The 14272-nt window shown below is 61.4% G+C and carries 12 protein-coding genes and 1 tRNA gene; 6 read left to right on the top strand and 7 right to left on the bottom strand.

The features are described from left to right. The first annotated feature begins 7 nt into the window (after positions 1–7). Both FNL56_RS27445 and FNL56_RS27440 read left to right on the top strand, forming a co-directional pair. Positions 8–559 (top strand): GNAT family N-acetyltransferase, encoded by a 552-nt coding sequence (locus tag FNL56_RS27445; protein WP_143575948.1) that lies wholly within the window; start codon positions 8–10, stop codon positions 557–559. An 11-nt stretch (positions 560–570) separates the two neighbouring features. Next, complete coding sequence (locus FNL56_RS27440; protein WP_143582514.1) at positions 571–1380, top strand: RMD1 family protein; 810 nt, start codon at positions 571–573, stop codon at positions 1378–1380. 105 nt (positions 1381–1485) lie between these two features. Here the strand turns inward: FNL56_RS27440 and FNL56_RS27435 are convergent. Further along, positions 1486–1562 (bottom strand) — tRNA-Arg (locus tag FNL56_RS27435). Positions 1563–2351: 789 nt separating this feature from the next. After that, positions 2352–3986: a sulfatase-like hydrolase/transferase gene (locus tag FNL56_RS27430; protein WP_168207259.1), complete on the bottom strand. Its 1635-nt coding sequence runs from the start codon at positions 3984–3986 to the stop codon at positions 2352–2354. Between the two features lie 387 nt (positions 3987–4373). On the opposite strand from FNL56_RS27430, the gene FNL56_RS27425 reads away from it, so the two are divergent. Further along, complete coding sequence (locus FNL56_RS27425) at positions 4374–5060, top strand: carboxymuconolactone decarboxylase family protein (protein ID WP_246661614.1); 687 nt, start codon at positions 4374–4376, stop codon at positions 5058–5060. A 303-nt stretch (positions 5061–5363) separates the two neighbouring features. On the opposite strand, the gene FNL56_RS27420 is transcribed toward FNL56_RS27425, so the two are convergent. Beyond that, positions 5364–6839, bottom strand: coding sequence for a DUF2252 domain-containing protein (locus FNL56_RS27420; protein WP_143575945.1), 1476 nt, complete (start codon positions 6837–6839; stop codon positions 5364–5366). 742 nt (positions 6840–7581) lie between these two features. Between FNL56_RS27420 and FNL56_RS29040 the strand changes: the two genes are divergently transcribed. After that, entirely contained in the window at positions 7582–8298 is a 717-nt protein-coding gene (locus tag FNL56_RS29040; RefSeq protein WP_210245450.1) for a hypothetical protein, read from the top strand. 26 nt (positions 8299–8324) lie between these two features. Here the strand turns inward: FNL56_RS29040 and FNL56_RS27410 are convergent, their stop codons facing one another. The 4 genes from FNL56_RS27410 to FNL56_RS27395 form a co-directional block, all read right to left on the bottom strand. Next, complete coding sequence (locus tag FNL56_RS27410; protein WP_143575944.1) at positions 8325–8609, bottom strand: DUF427 domain-containing protein; 285 nt, start codon at positions 8607–8609, stop codon at positions 8325–8327. 101 nt (positions 8610–8710) lie between these two features. After that, positions 8711–9559: an SDR family NAD(P)-dependent oxidoreductase gene (locus tag FNL56_RS27405; RefSeq protein WP_143575943.1), complete on the bottom strand. Its 849-nt coding sequence runs from the start codon at positions 9557–9559 to the stop codon at positions 8711–8713. A gap of 24 nt (positions 9560–9583) precedes the next feature. Further along, complete coding sequence (locus FNL56_RS27400) at positions 9584–9988, bottom strand: YccF domain-containing protein (protein WP_143575942.1); 405 nt, start codon at positions 9986–9988, stop codon at positions 9584–9586. 74 nt (positions 9989–10062) lie between these two features. Beyond that, a complete protein-coding gene (locus FNL56_RS27395) occupies positions 10063–11787 on the bottom strand; it encodes a putative bifunctional diguanylate cyclase/phosphodiesterase (RefSeq protein ID WP_246661049.1) in 1725 nt (574 codons plus the stop codon). A gap of 505 nt (positions 11788–12292) precedes the next feature. Between FNL56_RS27395 and ssuD the strand changes: the two genes are divergently transcribed. Next, positions 12293–13453 carry an FMNH2-dependent alkanesulfonate monooxygenase gene (gene ssuD, locus FNL56_RS27390; RefSeq protein ID WP_143582513.1) on the top strand — a complete coding sequence of 387 codons (1161 nt, stop codon included), beginning with the start codon at positions 12293–12295 and terminating at the stop codon, positions 13451–13453. Positions 13454–13458: 5 nt separating this feature from the next. Continuing rightward, the gene (locus FNL56_RS27385; RefSeq protein ID WP_143575939.1) at positions 13459–14262 is read left to right on the top strand and encodes an ABC transporter permease subunit; all 804 of its coding nucleotides are present in this window, start codon (positions 13459–13461) and stop codon (positions 14260–14262) included. The last annotated feature ends 10 nt before the right edge of the window (positions 14263–14272 follow it).

Here is a 14272-nt window from a genome sequence, read left to right as displayed (position 1 = left end):
AACGCCCATGGATCTTCGTACCCCCGATTCCGGCCCGGCCATCGTCGTGCGGCCGTCACGCGACAGCGATGTCGAGCCGATGCTGGCGATCTATCGCCGCCATATCCGGCTCGGCATCGACGAGGGCGTCAGCGACGCCGAGATGCCGCAGGCGGACGATCTGCGTGACCGCCGCAAGAACCTGCGCAGCAAGCGCTTCCCGCATCTGGTGGCGACGCGCAACGGCGAGGTGATCGGCTACGCATATGTGGTGCTGTTCCGCAAGCGACCGGCCTATCGCTACACCGTCAAGCATTCGATCTATATCCATCACGACCATGTCGGCCACGGCATCGGCCAGGTGTTGATGCGCGAATTGATCGACGTCTGTGCTGCCGCGGGGTTTCGCCAGATGATCGGCTATATCGATTCCGACAATGCGGCGTCGCTCGGGCTGCATGACAAGTTCGGCTTCGCCAAGGTAGGGTTGCTGCCGGGCGTCGCCTGGCGGCACGGCCGCTGGGCCGACACCATCATGGTGCAGCGCTCATTGGCCACCGGCGCCACGACGGCGCCCTGAGGGTGTATCCTGTGCAGACAAATTCTTCCGAAGCCCGGCGGCGCGTTCAGGTCCATGCGCTGCATCTCGGCGACCGCATCAACACTGCGAATTTCGAAGGCGACATCGTCTCGGCCGTACCGCTGGCGGTTCGCACCGGCGAGACCGGCACTGCGGTGGTGTTTCGCTACGGCGTCGCCGTTCTGATAGGCCTGACGCCGGAGGAGGAAGCCGCCTTCCTGCTGAAGATTTCCTCCCGGGTCATCGGCCGGCCCGGCGTGGCCGAGGAAGAGCGCACCTTCGTCGAGATCGCCGCCGGCGCCGAGGACCAGGTCCCCGCCGGCGGCCCAGTGACGCTCGGCGACATGTTGCTGCCCCGCATGCTGATCGTCGCCGACGTGCTGGCCAAGAGCGTGGCGCTGGCCAGCGATGAACGCGACGTTACCCGCGTGTTCGGCGTGATCGAGCCGTTTGCGGTCGAGCTGGCGACGCGCGGCCGAACCCGCCGCAACCGCACCGAGATCTTGAAACTGATCGGCAATGCGCTGCTGGTCCAGCACCGGGTCTCGGGCCGCGTCGCGGTGACGGAAAAGCCCGATGCGCTGTGGGACCGCCCCGACCTTGAGCGACTCTATGCCCGGCTGGAAGACGAGTACGAATTGAAAGAGCGCGTCGAGACGCTCGATCGAAAGGTCGCCGTGATCGCCGAGACCGCCGAAACGCTGGCCGACATCATCGACACCAGGCGCTCGCTGCGTCTCGAACTGATCGTCGTGATTCTCATCGCAATCGAGATCGGCACCAGCTTTTACCAGATCTTCATCGCCAAGGTGCCGCACTGAGCGGCGAATGGACTTGGACGAAAGGTGAATGTGGCTGAAGGTGGTGCGGCTGCCGTGAACGTGCGGAGCGGGCTCTCGCAGAGCGATAGTGATGGCTGCAATCACTGGCGCACCCGACACGATTCGAACGTGTGACCTTTGCCTTCGGAGGGCAACGCTCTATCCAGCTGAGCTACGGGTGCATGCGTTTTCCATAGCCGATTGCCGGGACCGCCGCAACGGTCGGACCGGGCTGCACGGGTGGAAATGGGTGAAATTGGCTCCCTTGGAGAGCGCGGTGCGCTCTCTCAGGCAACGGTCACACGTTCGAATCGTGTCGGGTGAGAAGCGGGTGCCGGCTGCGCCGCGGCTGTGGCGGACATTCGGAGGGGTGAGGGCGCATGTTGCCCCTCATAGTTGTTCCGATGGGCTAGCACCGGGCGCTCAAACGGGGGGACAAGCTCAGAAACTCGGCCCAAGCCAGCCGGTTCGCATTGAACGCGATCCAGATGCCAGAATGGACTTTTGCGTTATAGCGGCCGTTTCAGGTTCGAAAGCCTTTGGAATGAGGTCGCATCTATGGCTTGTTCTGCGCCTCGCGGTTCGTAAGGCGCAGCCGCTGCGCCTTCTTGCCATTGCGGAGGCAAACCTTGGGCACCAGTCTACAGTCTTTCGCCGAGTTAACCACCGGACTGCAGACCAAGTCCGATAAGATTCGCACACTTGCTCAGTCAGGATACTCTCGCGTGGAGATCGCTGACCTGCTCGATATCCGATACCAGCATGTTCGTAACGTTTTACTTCGTGGCCGATCCTGTTGCCGAACCAGGGAGCGATTTTAGGACTTAGGATCTCAGCTGTTTAAGATCGGTCATAGGTTCGCCTTTCATCGAGTGCGAAAGCACAGCGCGTGATGGCTGCGCGCGGCGGCTGTGGCAGGCATTCCTGGGGCAATGGCACGTGAGGGCGATAAGACCAATGCGTCTCAGAAGCTAACGCCCGTTTTGACAATGCGGTCCTAAGTTTATCAAGCCTAGGTCCACAAGAGTGCGGTGAAATTTACGCTTCAGTTCGGAGGAGGACGCAAAGTAGCTTTCCCCGCAATCATCTAGCAAGCTTGCGCGGGTGGCATATACTTGATCCAGCGGAAGGCCTGCCTTTTGCAAGGCGATGGTTCCGAGAAAAGCGATATCCAGGTCCGCTGCTGGACCGGCAACAAAGTTATCCGGGATAAAATTTAAGGCCTCAATGGCATAAAATGTGCGGAACGCGCGCCGTGCATCGCTGGGTAGTTGGAGTTGCCGATCGATCTGTCCCGCCATTACGGGTTGGTGATCTCCATAGTGCACAATTAGCATTGGACGCCCGGGAAAATTCGCTTTCAGCTCGGATCTCAGCCTTTGCCAGGTCGAGGCGGTCTCCACAAGTCTTGCGTAATACTCAGCGTATCGAGCATCGGGGAGACTCGCGGCAGCAAAGGCGCGCTCCTTCTCGAATTTCCCCAGTGGCACAAGCCTCCGATTATGTGGACCGTGATTGAAGTTGGTCAGCGCATAGAGAAAACGAGGTGTTGGATCGTGAGCAATTTTTTTGGAATGCATATCTATTACTGCATCCAAAAACAATGCATCTGAATTTGTCGACTCGAAATGACTGACATCGAAAGGCGGAGGAAGGTCATCCGTGAAAATCCGTTCGTTGACCCCGATCGAACTGTAAAATTCATCGTAGTTGAGAAAACGGCGACGACAGCTTGACGCAAGACTCGTCTTGTAACCGAGCGCTGCTAGCGAATGAGGGAGGCTGCTACGAAATCGGCCAACGCCTCTCTTGAAAAGATAGTAGGCGCTTGAACCAAAGCTCGCACTTGAAAGTCCGGTCAACAGGCTGAACTCAGATTGCCATGAACCTCCACCAAAAATATCGACGTTAAGGCGTCCATGGCAACCATTTTCCGGAGAAAGGAGCGATGCGACGATAGGCTCCACCGGTAGACCAAAAATGCGAGGGTCGAATATCGATTCGTGCTGGAGGATAATAATGTCGGGAAAGTCAGTAGATCGGGCTGGCACCGGCTCCATGAGCGTCAACGGTTCATTCGCGATATCGCTGAGAGCCAATTTGCCGAACTGCCGCCAGGAACGGGGGTCGATTAGGGAGGCCATAAAGGTTGAGTAAAAGAAGCGCCGCTGAGTCATGGACTGCTGTGAAGAAGCGGCGTTGCCGCCGACCCTGAAAGCCGCTGCCAATCCAATAAGTGTGAGGCTCAATGAGAGCATTCGAAATTCGAGTGAGATGGGAGATCCGGCGGCCCAGAGCAAGACCGCCGCCGAAGCGAAAGTCAGTATGAGAGCTCCAGCCACAACGGCTAGAACTACCCGCGGATACTGCGTCACAAAGAATGGAACAGTGCCTGCAAATACCAAGGGTAAATCGGTCACGACCAGTTTGAGTGCGCTGTGATTATATTTTACGATTGATGCCCCGGTGATTGTTGCTGCCATTATGCAAGACAGCAGAACCGCTCGTTCAACATCAGCAACGATCAATAGAAACAGGACGCTGTTAATAAAGAGCGCTGCGATTGCAAACAGGAGGTGTTCTACGCTTCGTTCTGACAGCGTCATGAAACCGGTTGCTATCAACAATATCAGAGTCAGGACCATATTGTATAAGAGTCTCGATGAAAATCTAAGGAGTTCCAAAAACGCTATATCATCGATTCGGACAAAGACTGTCGCCATTTATGAAGTTTGAGAAAAACTAATCGGTTGCTCTGGGCAGCTTAGAAATCGCGTTTGGCGCTGGCGTTTGGGGCTCCCTTGGAGAGCGCGGTGCCCTCTTTCAGGCGACGGTCGCAGGTTCGGCGGCTATCGGGTGCGCCCGACAGTGTATGCCAGACGTGCCGTTGTCATGTCGGTCATCTTTAGGGGTGAGGGCGCGTGTTTGCTCCTCCTGGTTGCTTCCGTTGATGCTGCGCAGCAGCACTGTAATAAATTGACGGCGGCTATGCGATGACCGAGGTTGCGTCTCCAAACAAAAATCAGAAACGGGAGAGTGAAATGAAGCGCCGCCGGATCCTGAGCGCGCTGATCGGCGCGATAGCTGTGTCATCGGTGGCGCAGGCGGACGAGACCGCGCGTTTCGGCCCGCTGAAGGCCGATGAATTAAACCCGGCGCAGAAAGCCTGGGCCGAGATGATCGCGGCGCCGCCGCGCAATGCGAAATTCACCAATCCGCCCTATCGCGCCTACATCCGAAATCCGGAACTCGCGACACGGCTATCTGCGCTATCGGAATATCTGCGTTGGAACACATCTTTGCCGCCGCGGCTGAGCGAGTTTGCCATCACCATCACTGCGCGGCAGTGGACGGCGCAGTATGAGTGGTTTGCGCACTACCCGCTCGCGATTAAGGCCGGTCTGGATCCGAAGGTCGCCGCTGATGTTGCCGCAGGCAACCGGCCGAGCGGGATGCGAGCCGACGAGGCCGCCGTCTACGATCTCGCCACCGAACTCTACCGCGATAAAAAGGTGTCGGATGCCACATTCGGCGCGGCGCTCAAGCAGTTTGGCGAACGCGGCGTAATGGATGTGATAGGCATTATCGGTTATTACGATCTGGTCTCGATGACACTAATTACCATGCAGGCGAGCGCACCAAATGACAGCGTCGCTCCGCTGCCCGTCCTGTCAAAATGACCGTCAAATGCCTTTATTTGACCTACGATCCCTCATAGGCACGCCGTAGAAGAGGCTGTGCCTTCGCGAAGTCGTCCATCGTCTTCAAAGAAAGCGAAAGGTTGCTGCAGCGATCCCAGGCTGGTGGTGGCTAGTGCTTTCGACAGCAACTCGGGAAGTAGCCTTGCTTCGAGGTCGCCAAGGATGCCACCTGTCAGTCCGTCGAAAATGCCTATCGTTTATCCTGTCTCTGTTCAGTATTTTACTCAGGTCGACACGCATTAAAATCGCAAGCCGCCGATCCGTTGTGTCAGGAGGTTACGCTCAAGCGGCTTTAGCTTTGCGAACTTGCACCGTCTTCGTCTTAGTTTTTCGCGTTAGAGGTTTGCCTGCTGGCTTGCCGATCGTCTTACCAGCGGGCTGCTTCGCTGTCGTTTGTTCGCCTTTAGCTTTGACCAAAGCGGCGTGATCGAGAATGGTCTGATTAGCGTATGCCATAGCAAAGGACGCGATCGCATCGTCGATCACCGCGGTCTTGCCCATATAACCAGTGATGACGGCCGGATCGCCGGAGCGCGCATGCGCGCGAGCCAGGGTGCGGCCACAAAGTTTGGCATAATCGGACAGCGCTTCCCCTTCGCTGATCTCGCTGACCCCGCCGAGCCTACGATTCTTGAGGGTGCGGATATAGAAATCGCGGCCGGAGGCTGGGTCCGTGGTATAGCCGAGGAAAATATCGCTGGCTGCCTGCATCATCTGCTGGCCTTCAACGACGCGACGACCCTGGTTGCCCTTGTAGCCGAGCTTGCTGTCGAGACGTTCGAGCACCGAATTCTGTGCCTGCTTGACCTGCAAGAATAATGGCTCACCGTCGCCGGTCATGAATAGACCCACGCAGCAGAAAGTCCCGACCGAACCAACGCCGACTGCCTTGAAGGCGAGGTCCTTCATGACGAAGCGATCCAGCAGTCGCTGCCGATCCGGGGCGAGGCTTTTGCGGTAGGCAGCGAACACATGAGCGACATCGATGCCGTGGCGGGAGCCGGCCTTCGGATCCAGATGGAAGATGGTAGGCGGCTTGTCGACGATTTTAGTTTCGGTGCCGGAGACTAGGTGCGGAAAGTTGTCGTCGCGCGATAGACCTGCGCCACGGGCCTTCTCAATGATAGCGGCGAGCTTTCGACGCAGGCCGCCATGGCCTATCACGCCGATCTCTCGCTCGAGGTCGATTCGACTATGCCAGATATCAAGCGGCGACATTCTTGCCAGCCCAGCCATGTGCCATCGATAGGCCTTGACGGTCGCGGCCGCTAGCGCGCGGGCTTGCTTGCGCGATGCGCCGCTCTGCAGTGCAGCCACCGCCGCGCTGGCCGCCAGACGCTTCAAGTCCACTGTGAAGTCGACCCCTGGAAGGGTTTCATCGAAATCGTTTACGTCGAATAGGATGTTGTCTTCGGGGGTGACGAATGCGCCAAAGTTCATCAAGTGGCTGTCGCCGCCGGCATGCACCACGATGCCGGCGATCGGCTGGCTGGCCAGGTCGCTGGCCATAACCGCTGCTGCGCCACGCAGGAATGCGAAGGGGTTGACCATCATTCGCGCAAAACGCTCCGGGACAAGTTCAGGCACCCGGTCCCTATCGCTTTCAGCGAGGATCGCCACGGCGCTGCGGGTCAGTGGTCCCTTGAGCTCGGCATGGGCCTCGCGGGGCGTCTTGCGGCGCAACGCCTTACCTTGTGCGAGTCGTTCTTTGCGATCGCTCAAAGTATTCGTCGTCAGCAGTTCCGGTTTTTTACCCATCGCCGTTCTCTTTCTGCGTCAAGTTGCCGCGGGGGGCTCCATCAAGCATCTGTAGCTTCCAGGGAACTAGCCACAAGAGCGGGGGTCGCAAAAATTGCAGTATTTCGGGATTGGGGCACGGGCGGCGCAGACCTTTTCCTATCGGGTGGAAATAGATGCCGCCGCGAGATCGGATATTCATGCCGATCGCTTTGGGATGTGTTTACAGGCCCCCCGCTGCTTCGTATCGCAGACAAGATTCAATCGCAGATTTTGAGTTATTTTTACAGCAACCCAGCCGATTTCACTGCTCCTTTTCAAGAATTCGGCTTTGTCAGCCACGGGGTTGCGGTGAGCCGGTCATTCGTCAATGCAAAGCCAAAAGATGTGGCCCGGCTGTGTCGATCAACCCGACGCAGTGCACGGTAATCGCTCGCTGCGTTCGGAAACGTTGATTTTAAATGGAAACCGAGGAGGCGAGCGACGCAGCAGGTCCAGCTTCTGAGGGCAACGCTCTATCCAGCTGAGCTACGGGTGCATGCGTTTTCCATAGCCGATTGCCGGGGCCGCCGCGACGGTTGGACCGGGCTGGCAAGCTTGGCTCGCGGCGCGCATTCGTTTCAGGCAGAGGCCACGGGTTTGCCGCCTTTAGGGCGTCAGAAGGGTTGGCTGGCAGGGCATTCGGGGGGGAACCCAACGGGCCCCGTTTGCGTATCTCTTGAAGATGCAATTTGTCGATCCCAAGCCTTGGAACCTCTCGGTCATGTTCAAGAATCATACGCGCCACTGGTGCGCGATCGTCGTGCTATTTGCGGTGAGCTCGGCGGCGGCGACGGGCGCCCGGGCGGATGATATGGACGACCGCATCGCGGCAACCCAGAACATGCCAGACGCCTTGAAGAATGGCGAGCTGGTGTTTCACGGCAATTATTGCGGCACCGGAAACCGCGCGGGATCGGATCCGATCGATGCGCTGGACGTGGCCTGCATGCGTCACGACGCCTGTACGCCCACCGGCCAGGTGCAGAGCTGCGCCTGCAACGCGCGACTGGCGAAAGAAGCCGGCGCGGTGGCGCGCGATTCCAGGCAGCCGGCCGAATTGAGGTCGCTTGCTACGCTGACAGCCACGGCGGCGACCGCCGGCATGGTGCTCTGCCTGCCGGGGCCCCTGGTCGCGGATCGCGCGCCAAAGCCCGCACCGGTTCCGCCACGGCCGATCGAGCGAGTTGATGTCCCAGCCGAGGCGCCTGCGGCAGCCGGGACGCCCGTGGCAATCGTCCCGCCTACGGCAGTCGCGACGTCTGCGGCAGTCGCGCCGCCCGCGGCAGTCGCGACGTCTGCGGCAGTCGCCCCGCCCGTGGCAGTTGCGCCGCCTGTGGCAACCGCGCCGCCGGCGGCCGTCGAGCAGTCTGCGCCGGCGCGGCTGGCGCCGCCGCTTGAACTGGTTGCGCCCGTTGCAGAAGAGCAGACGACGCCCTGAGACCCGTTTGCCGACGCAAGCCTGCGTCAGGCTTCGATCTTGACGCCCTTCCAGAACGCGACCTTGCCGGCGATCTGCTTCGCGGCGTCTTTCGGCTCAGCATAGAACCAGGCGGCGTCACGGTTCTGCTCCCCATCGACCGACAGGCTGTAATAGCCGGCCGTTCCTTTCCAGGGGCAGCTGCTCTTGTGGGCACTAGCGACCAGAAATTCCTGCCGGACGTCTTCCAGCGGGAAGTAGTGGTTACCCTCGACCAGTTCGGTGCGGTCGGATTCCGCGATTACCGATCCATTCCAGACGGCTTTGACCATTTCAGCTCCTTGGCGCAATTGCGGCACGACAAGACCGCGGATAAGGCCGCGCCGCAAGCACCTGCCGATCAACTGTTCCGGCGCTGCTCTCGGCGGAGGCGCTATTTCGCCATGTAGTCGGCGAAGGCGGCGGCGTAGTCGGGATGCCAGCGCGACAGCGCGGGGCGGTTTTCGATGACGTCGCCGGCGGCCCAGGCGATGCGGCGCTCGTCGATCGGGCGGGCGACGTCATTGTCCGGGCACAGGATGTAGAAGTCGCCGGCGTCCAGACCGGTCATCATGAAGTCGACGGTCTGCTCGGGGGTCCAGGCGGCAGCGGGCTTCTCGCTGCGGCCGTTCGCGGTCAGGCCAGTAAAGACAAAACCCGGGATCAGCAGATGCGCGCTGAGCCGGCAGCCTTCGGTGTTGCGCAACTCGTACTGCAGTGCCTCGGTGAACGCCTTCACGCCGGCCTTGGAGATGTTGTAGGCGGGATCGCCCGGCGGCGTGGTGATGCCCTGCTTGGAGCCGGTGTTGACGATCAGGCCCGGCCGGCCGCGCGCGATCATGCCGGGGACGAGCGCCTGCGTGGCGTTGATGACGCCCCACAGATTGACGCCCAGCACCTTTTCCCAATTCCCCCGCGGTCCGAAGATGGCGCTGCCGGGCTGAATGCCGGCATTATTCATCAGCACATCGACGCCGCCGAAGCGGTCGGCGACGGTCAAAGCCAGTTGCTGCATCTCTTCAAGGCGGCTGACATCGGCCTCGACGGCCAGCACGGCGTCCGCCCCCGATGGCGAAGCCGCCGCGAGTTGCGCTTCCGCGGCCGCCAGCCTGTCTCGTCCGAGATCGACGATGCAGGTCTTCAGGCCGGCCTTGGCGAAACGCGTTGCCGCGGCCAGGCCGATGCCGGCACCGCCGCCGGTTACGAGCGCGACGGAACCGGGCGCCAGAGTATCGAGATTCATGGAGTGTCCTTCAGAGTCGGGAGGTCACGCCGGCACGATCACCTTTCCGATCGGCCACAGCGCGATGCCTGCGAGTTTCAGATGCGCCCAGGCGAACGGGATGCCGACGATGGTCACGGCCAGCGCGACCGCGGTGAGGAGATGGCCGATCGCCAGCCACCAGCCGGCCAGCATGAACCAGATCATATTGCCAATCAGGCCGAGCGGGCCGGTGCCGAGGTCGCGCTGGCCGGTGACGAGTTCCCGCGACACCGCGCGCTGGCCGAACGGCAGCAGCGTATAGGCCGCGATGTTGAACGCCGCCCGTGCCCACGGCAGGCCGATGATGGTGATGGCCATCAGCACCGCGGCCAGCAGCCACGCTGCGGCCATCCACAGGCCGCCGAACACGATCCATAGAATGTTGAGGAGCAGCGGGACGATCGGCATGGCAATGTTTCCATAGGTCAATGACGAAACCTATGTAGGGCGTCACCGCCGTCTTTGCGAGTACGAATGCGCCGTCAATATCCCCGGCCGCCGCCGGCGCGCGTATAGGCCGGTCGCGCCTCTTCTGTCGCGCGGGTGGCCAGCGCGTTGCGCACTTCGGTGCTGTGGCGCGCCTGCGGCTGCAGCTCCTCGAGGAAGATCGGCTTGGAGAAATAATAGCCCTGCGCGTAACGGATCCTTGTCGCGCCCTGCAGATAAGTGAGCTCCTCGTGGGTCTCGACGCCCTCCGCAATCACCGTCATGCCGAGCGCCTCGCTGAGCGACTCGATCGCGCGCAGAATGCCCTGGCTGCGCGGCCGCTTGTGGATGTCGGTGATGAAGGAGCGGTCGATCTTGATTTCGTCGGCGGTGATGTCAGCCAGTGCGGACAGCGACGAATAGCCGACGCCGAAATCGTCGATCGAGATACCGACGCCGAGTTTTCGGAACATCGGCAGGATGTCCTGCTGGAATTCCGACTTGGCGACAAAGGCGTCCTCGGTCACCTCGACCATGAAGCGGGTTGGGCAGCCGGTGTCCTCGATCGCACGGGCGAAGGCCGTCATGAATTCCGCATTGCCGGCCTGCTTGGCGGCGACGTTGATGCTGATGGTGGCGCCGGCGCCGAACGTCTCGTCGATCAGGTCGATCGACTTCATGATTTCTGCCAGCACCAGATGGGTCAATTCGTCGATCAGCCCGAGCTCGACCGCGAGGTTGATGAAGGTGCCGGGCGCCTGGATCACGCCGTTGTCGTCGCGCAGCCGCACCAGGGCTTCGATGCCCTTGATCTCGTGGCTGCGGATATCGACCTTGGGCTGGAACGCGCAGCAGAACCGTTTGTCGATGATCGCCAGCCGCAGCGCCTGCTCGGTCGCCATCCGTGCCAGCGCTTCGCTCTCCATGCTGGAATCGAAGAACACGGCGGCGCCCTTGGTCTGGTTCTTGACCTTGTACATCGCGATGTCGGCGTTCTGGCCGAGTATGCCGTAGCTGTGGCCATGCTCGGGATACAGGCTGACGCCGATCGACGCCGAGGCGAACACCTCAGAGCCGTCGATGAAGAACGGCGCGCGCAGCCGCTGCAGCAGCAGGTCGAGATATTCGGCGACCTCCTGCTGGTTCTGGACCGGATGCAGCAGCAGCAGGAATTCATCGCCGGAGATCCGCGACAGCATGTCGGACTGGCGCAGGTCCAGGCTGAGTCGCTTGGCGAATTCGACCAGCAGCGAATCGCCGATCGGGTGGCCGTAATAGTCGTTGATATGCTTGAAATTATCGATGTCGAGAAAGGCCAGGGCGAAACGATCGGCGGCATCGTTGCGCGCGATGATGTCGCCGGCATGCTTCTCGATCACCCGACGCGTCGGCAGGTCGGTGAGTTCGTCGTAATAGGCCCGGCGAAACAGTTCGTCCGCGAGGGCCTTCTGCCGGCTGATGTCGCTGGCGCTCGACAGCAGCAGCGCCTGGTCGCCGATATTGACCGGGCGGTGGCTGGTAAGAAAGACACGATTGGCGACGCCGTCGCTGACGCGTTCCTCGAACGTCGCGCAGCGGCCGGACTGCAGCAGGTCGAGCGCGGTCTCGCGGCGGTGGTTGAGTGCCTGCGTCAGGAAATCGGATGGCGGCGTCATGCTGCCGAAATCCTCCGGCGGCGCGCTGAACTGCGCGGCGGCGGCGTCGTTCACCAGCAGGAAGTCGCCGTTGCGGTCCTGCACCGTCACCGCAGCCGGCAGCAGGCGAACGATCTCGCGCAGCATCGCGAGTTCGTTGCCGGCCGCAAAGCCGGTCAGGCCTTGATCGAGGGCAGCATCATGGCCCCCGTCCGGCGGGTTGGGGCTGATCGGAGCTGAGGAACCTGCATTCTGCATGGGAGCAACCCTCGCAAATGCCATTGTCATTTTGGTTAAATCGATACCGAAAACGGTGCTCGCGTAGTCGTAAACGTCGGATATCAACGATGCCGACAAGTTGTGATTAACAATGCGTTAAGCGCCGCCGGTCTTCCAGAGATGATCGGACCCGGGACGGGCAAGATCTGCGGCTCGGCTTTGTTGGGGGGGCGGGCGCGCACCCAGTGCGGAGAATAATGCGTTCGGCTGCGTTCGATCTTTGAAAGGAACCGGGTGTTGGCCCGGCCACGAACAGGACACCTGTCGCTATTTTTCCGGGCTACTCGACACCCTGTCCGGCCGCCACCATCCTCCTGCAAGCCGCATCGCCCTTGAACCCTGCGGCGAGTTCCCCACGCGCAGGATTTCCGGCATGAGCGATTCTTCCAAAGCCAGCGTCCTCTGGTTCCTGCCGACCCATGGCGACGGCCACTATCTTGGCACGTCGGTGGGCGCGCGCGAGGTCAACTTCAACTATCTGCGCCAGGTTGCCCAGGCCGCCGACCAACTCGGCTATTTCGGCGTGCTGCTGCCGACCGGGCGGTCCTGCGAGGATTCCTGGGTGGTCGCCTCGGCCGTGGCACCCTGGACCGAGCGGCTCCGCTACCTCGTCGCCGTGCGCCCCGGCCTGCAGTCGCCGAGCGTCGCAGCACGGATGACCGCGACGCTCGATCGCGTGACTAACGGGCGTCTCCTGATCAACGTCGTCACCGGCGGAGATCCGGTCGAGAATGCCGGCGACGGCATTTTCCTGGATCATGACGAGCGCTATGCGGTGACCCGCGAGTTTCTGGGCGTCTATAGCGACCTGCTCGCCGGCAAGACGGTCAATGTCGAAGGCAAGCACATCCGCATCGAGGACGGCCGCCTGATCTTCCCGCCGCTGCAGTCGCCGCGCCCGCCGCTCTATTTCGGCGGCTCGTCGGACGCCGGCATCGATGTCGCGGTCGATCTGGTCGAAAAATATCTGACCTGGGGCGAGCCGCCGGCCGCCGTCGCCGACAAGGTGGCGCGGGTCAAGGCCGCTGCTGCCAAGCGCGGGCGCCAGTTGTCGTTCGGCATCCGGCTGCATGTTGTGGTGCGCGAGACCTCCGAGGCCGCGTGGAAGGCCGCCGACGACCTCATTCAATATGTCACCGACGAAACCATCGCCGCCGCTCAGAAGACGCTGGCGCGGCAGGACTCGGTTGGCCAGAAGCGCATGGCGCAATTGCATGGCGGGCGCCGCGACAAGCTCGAAATTTCGCCGAACCTGTGGGCTGGTGTCGGCCTGGTGCGCGGCGGCGCCGGCACCGCTTTGGTCGGCAGCCCGCAGGAAGTGGCAGCCCGGATCAAGGAATATCAGGACGTCGGCGTCGATACCTTCATCATGTCCGGCTACCCGCATCTCGAGGAAGCCTATCGCTTCGCCGAACTCGTCTTCCCGCTGTTGTCGCTGCAGTCCCACGACAATGTCACGCCGCTGCGTACCCGCACGGGTCCGATCGGTGAAACCATCGCCAACGAGCATCGTCCGCTCGCCAAGCAGGCCTGATCATCATGAGTCTCGTTGACGTTCTTCCCCGCGCGCGCAGCTTTCGCGTCCCCAGCCTCAGCGGCCTGACGCAGTGGATCGTGCCGCTGGTCATTCTGGCCGGCTGGCAGATCGCCTGCGTCGCCGGCTTTGTCCCGGCGCGCGTGATGCCGGCGCCGAGCGATGTCGCGTTCGCCGGTTGGAAACTGGCGGTATCCGGCGAACTGGCTGTGAATATCTGGGTTTCGTTCTGGCGCGCTTCGGTCGGTTTTCTGATCGGCGGAAGCATCGGCTTCGCCTTCGGCCTCGCCAACGGTCTGTCGGAGTTGAGCAGCAAGCTCACCGACACCACGCTGCAGATGGTGCGCAACGTGCCGCATCTGGCGCTGATCCCGCTGGTGATCCTGTGGTTCGGCATCGACGAGTCGGCAAAACTGTTTCTGGTCGCGCTCGGCGTGTTCTTCCCGATCTATCTCAACACGCTGCACGGCATCCGCACCGTCGATCCGCAGCTTATCGAGATGGGCCGCATCTACGGCATGAGCAATGGCGAGCTGTTCCGCCGCGTGATCTTCCCGGGCGCGCTGCCGTCGATCTTCGTCGGCGTTCGCTTCGCGCTCGGCATCATGTGGCTGACCCTGATCGTGGCGGAAACCATCGCGGCGTCGTCGGGCCTTGGCTACATGGCGATGCAGGCCCGCGAGTTCATGCAGATCGACGTCGTCGTGCTCAGCATCCTGATCTACGCGCTCTTGGGCAAGGTCGCCGACAGCGCATCGCGCGTGTTGGAACGGCTGACGCTGTCCTGGCATCCCGCCTTCCAGAAATAGCTGGTCCAGA

Origin of the sequence: Tardiphaga sp. vice304 (assembly GCF_007018905.1) — a bacterium.
GTDB lineage: Bacteria > Pseudomonadota > Alphaproteobacteria > Rhizobiales > Xanthobacteraceae > Tardiphaga.
This window is presented reverse-complemented; position numbering and strand designations above follow the sequence as displayed.

Excerpts from the sequence above, each read along its gene's own strand:
- ssuD (WP_143582513.1), top strand. The coding sequence starts at position 12,293 with ATGAGCGATTCTTCCAAAGCCAGCGTCCTCTGGTTCCTGCCGACCCAT.
- FNL56_RS27410 (WP_143575944.1), bottom strand. The coding sequence starts at position 8,609 with ATGGTCAAAGCCGTCTGGAATGGATCGGTAATCGCGGAATCCGACCGC.
- FNL56_RS27430 (WP_168207259.1), bottom strand. The coding sequence starts at position 3,986 with ATGACGCTGTCAGAACGAAGCGTAGAACACCTCCTGTTTGCAATCGCA.
- FNL56_RS27395 (WP_246661049.1), bottom strand. The coding sequence starts at position 11,787 with ATGCTGCGCGAGATCGTTCGCCTGCTGCCGGCTGCGGTGACGGTGCAG.
- FNL56_RS27425 (WP_246661614.1), top strand. The coding sequence starts at position 4,374 with ATGACCGAGGTTGCGTCTCCAAACAAAAATCAGAAACGGGAGAGTGAA.
- FNL56_RS27445 (WP_143575948.1), top strand. The coding sequence starts at position 8 with ATGGATCTTCGTACCCCCGATTCCGGCCCGGCCATCGTCGTGCGGCCG.
- FNL56_RS27420 (WP_143575945.1), bottom strand. The coding sequence starts at position 6,839 with ATGGGTAAAAAACCGGAACTGCTGACGACGAATACTTTGAGCGATCGC.
- FNL56_RS27400 (WP_143575942.1), bottom strand. The coding sequence starts at position 9,988 with ATGCCGATCGTCCCGCTGCTCCTCAACATTCTATGGATCGTGTTCGGC.
- FNL56_RS27405 (WP_143575943.1), bottom strand. The coding sequence starts at position 9,559 with ATGAATCTCGATACTCTGGCGCCCGGTTCCGTCGCGCTCGTAACCGGC.
- FNL56_RS29040 (WP_210245450.1), top strand. The coding sequence starts at position 7,582 with ATGTTCAAGAATCATACGCGCCACTGGTGCGCGATCGTCGTGCTATTT.
- FNL56_RS27385 (WP_143575939.1), top strand. The coding sequence starts at position 13,459 with ATGAGTCTCGTTGACGTTCTTCCCCGCGCGCGCAGCTTTCGCGTCCCC.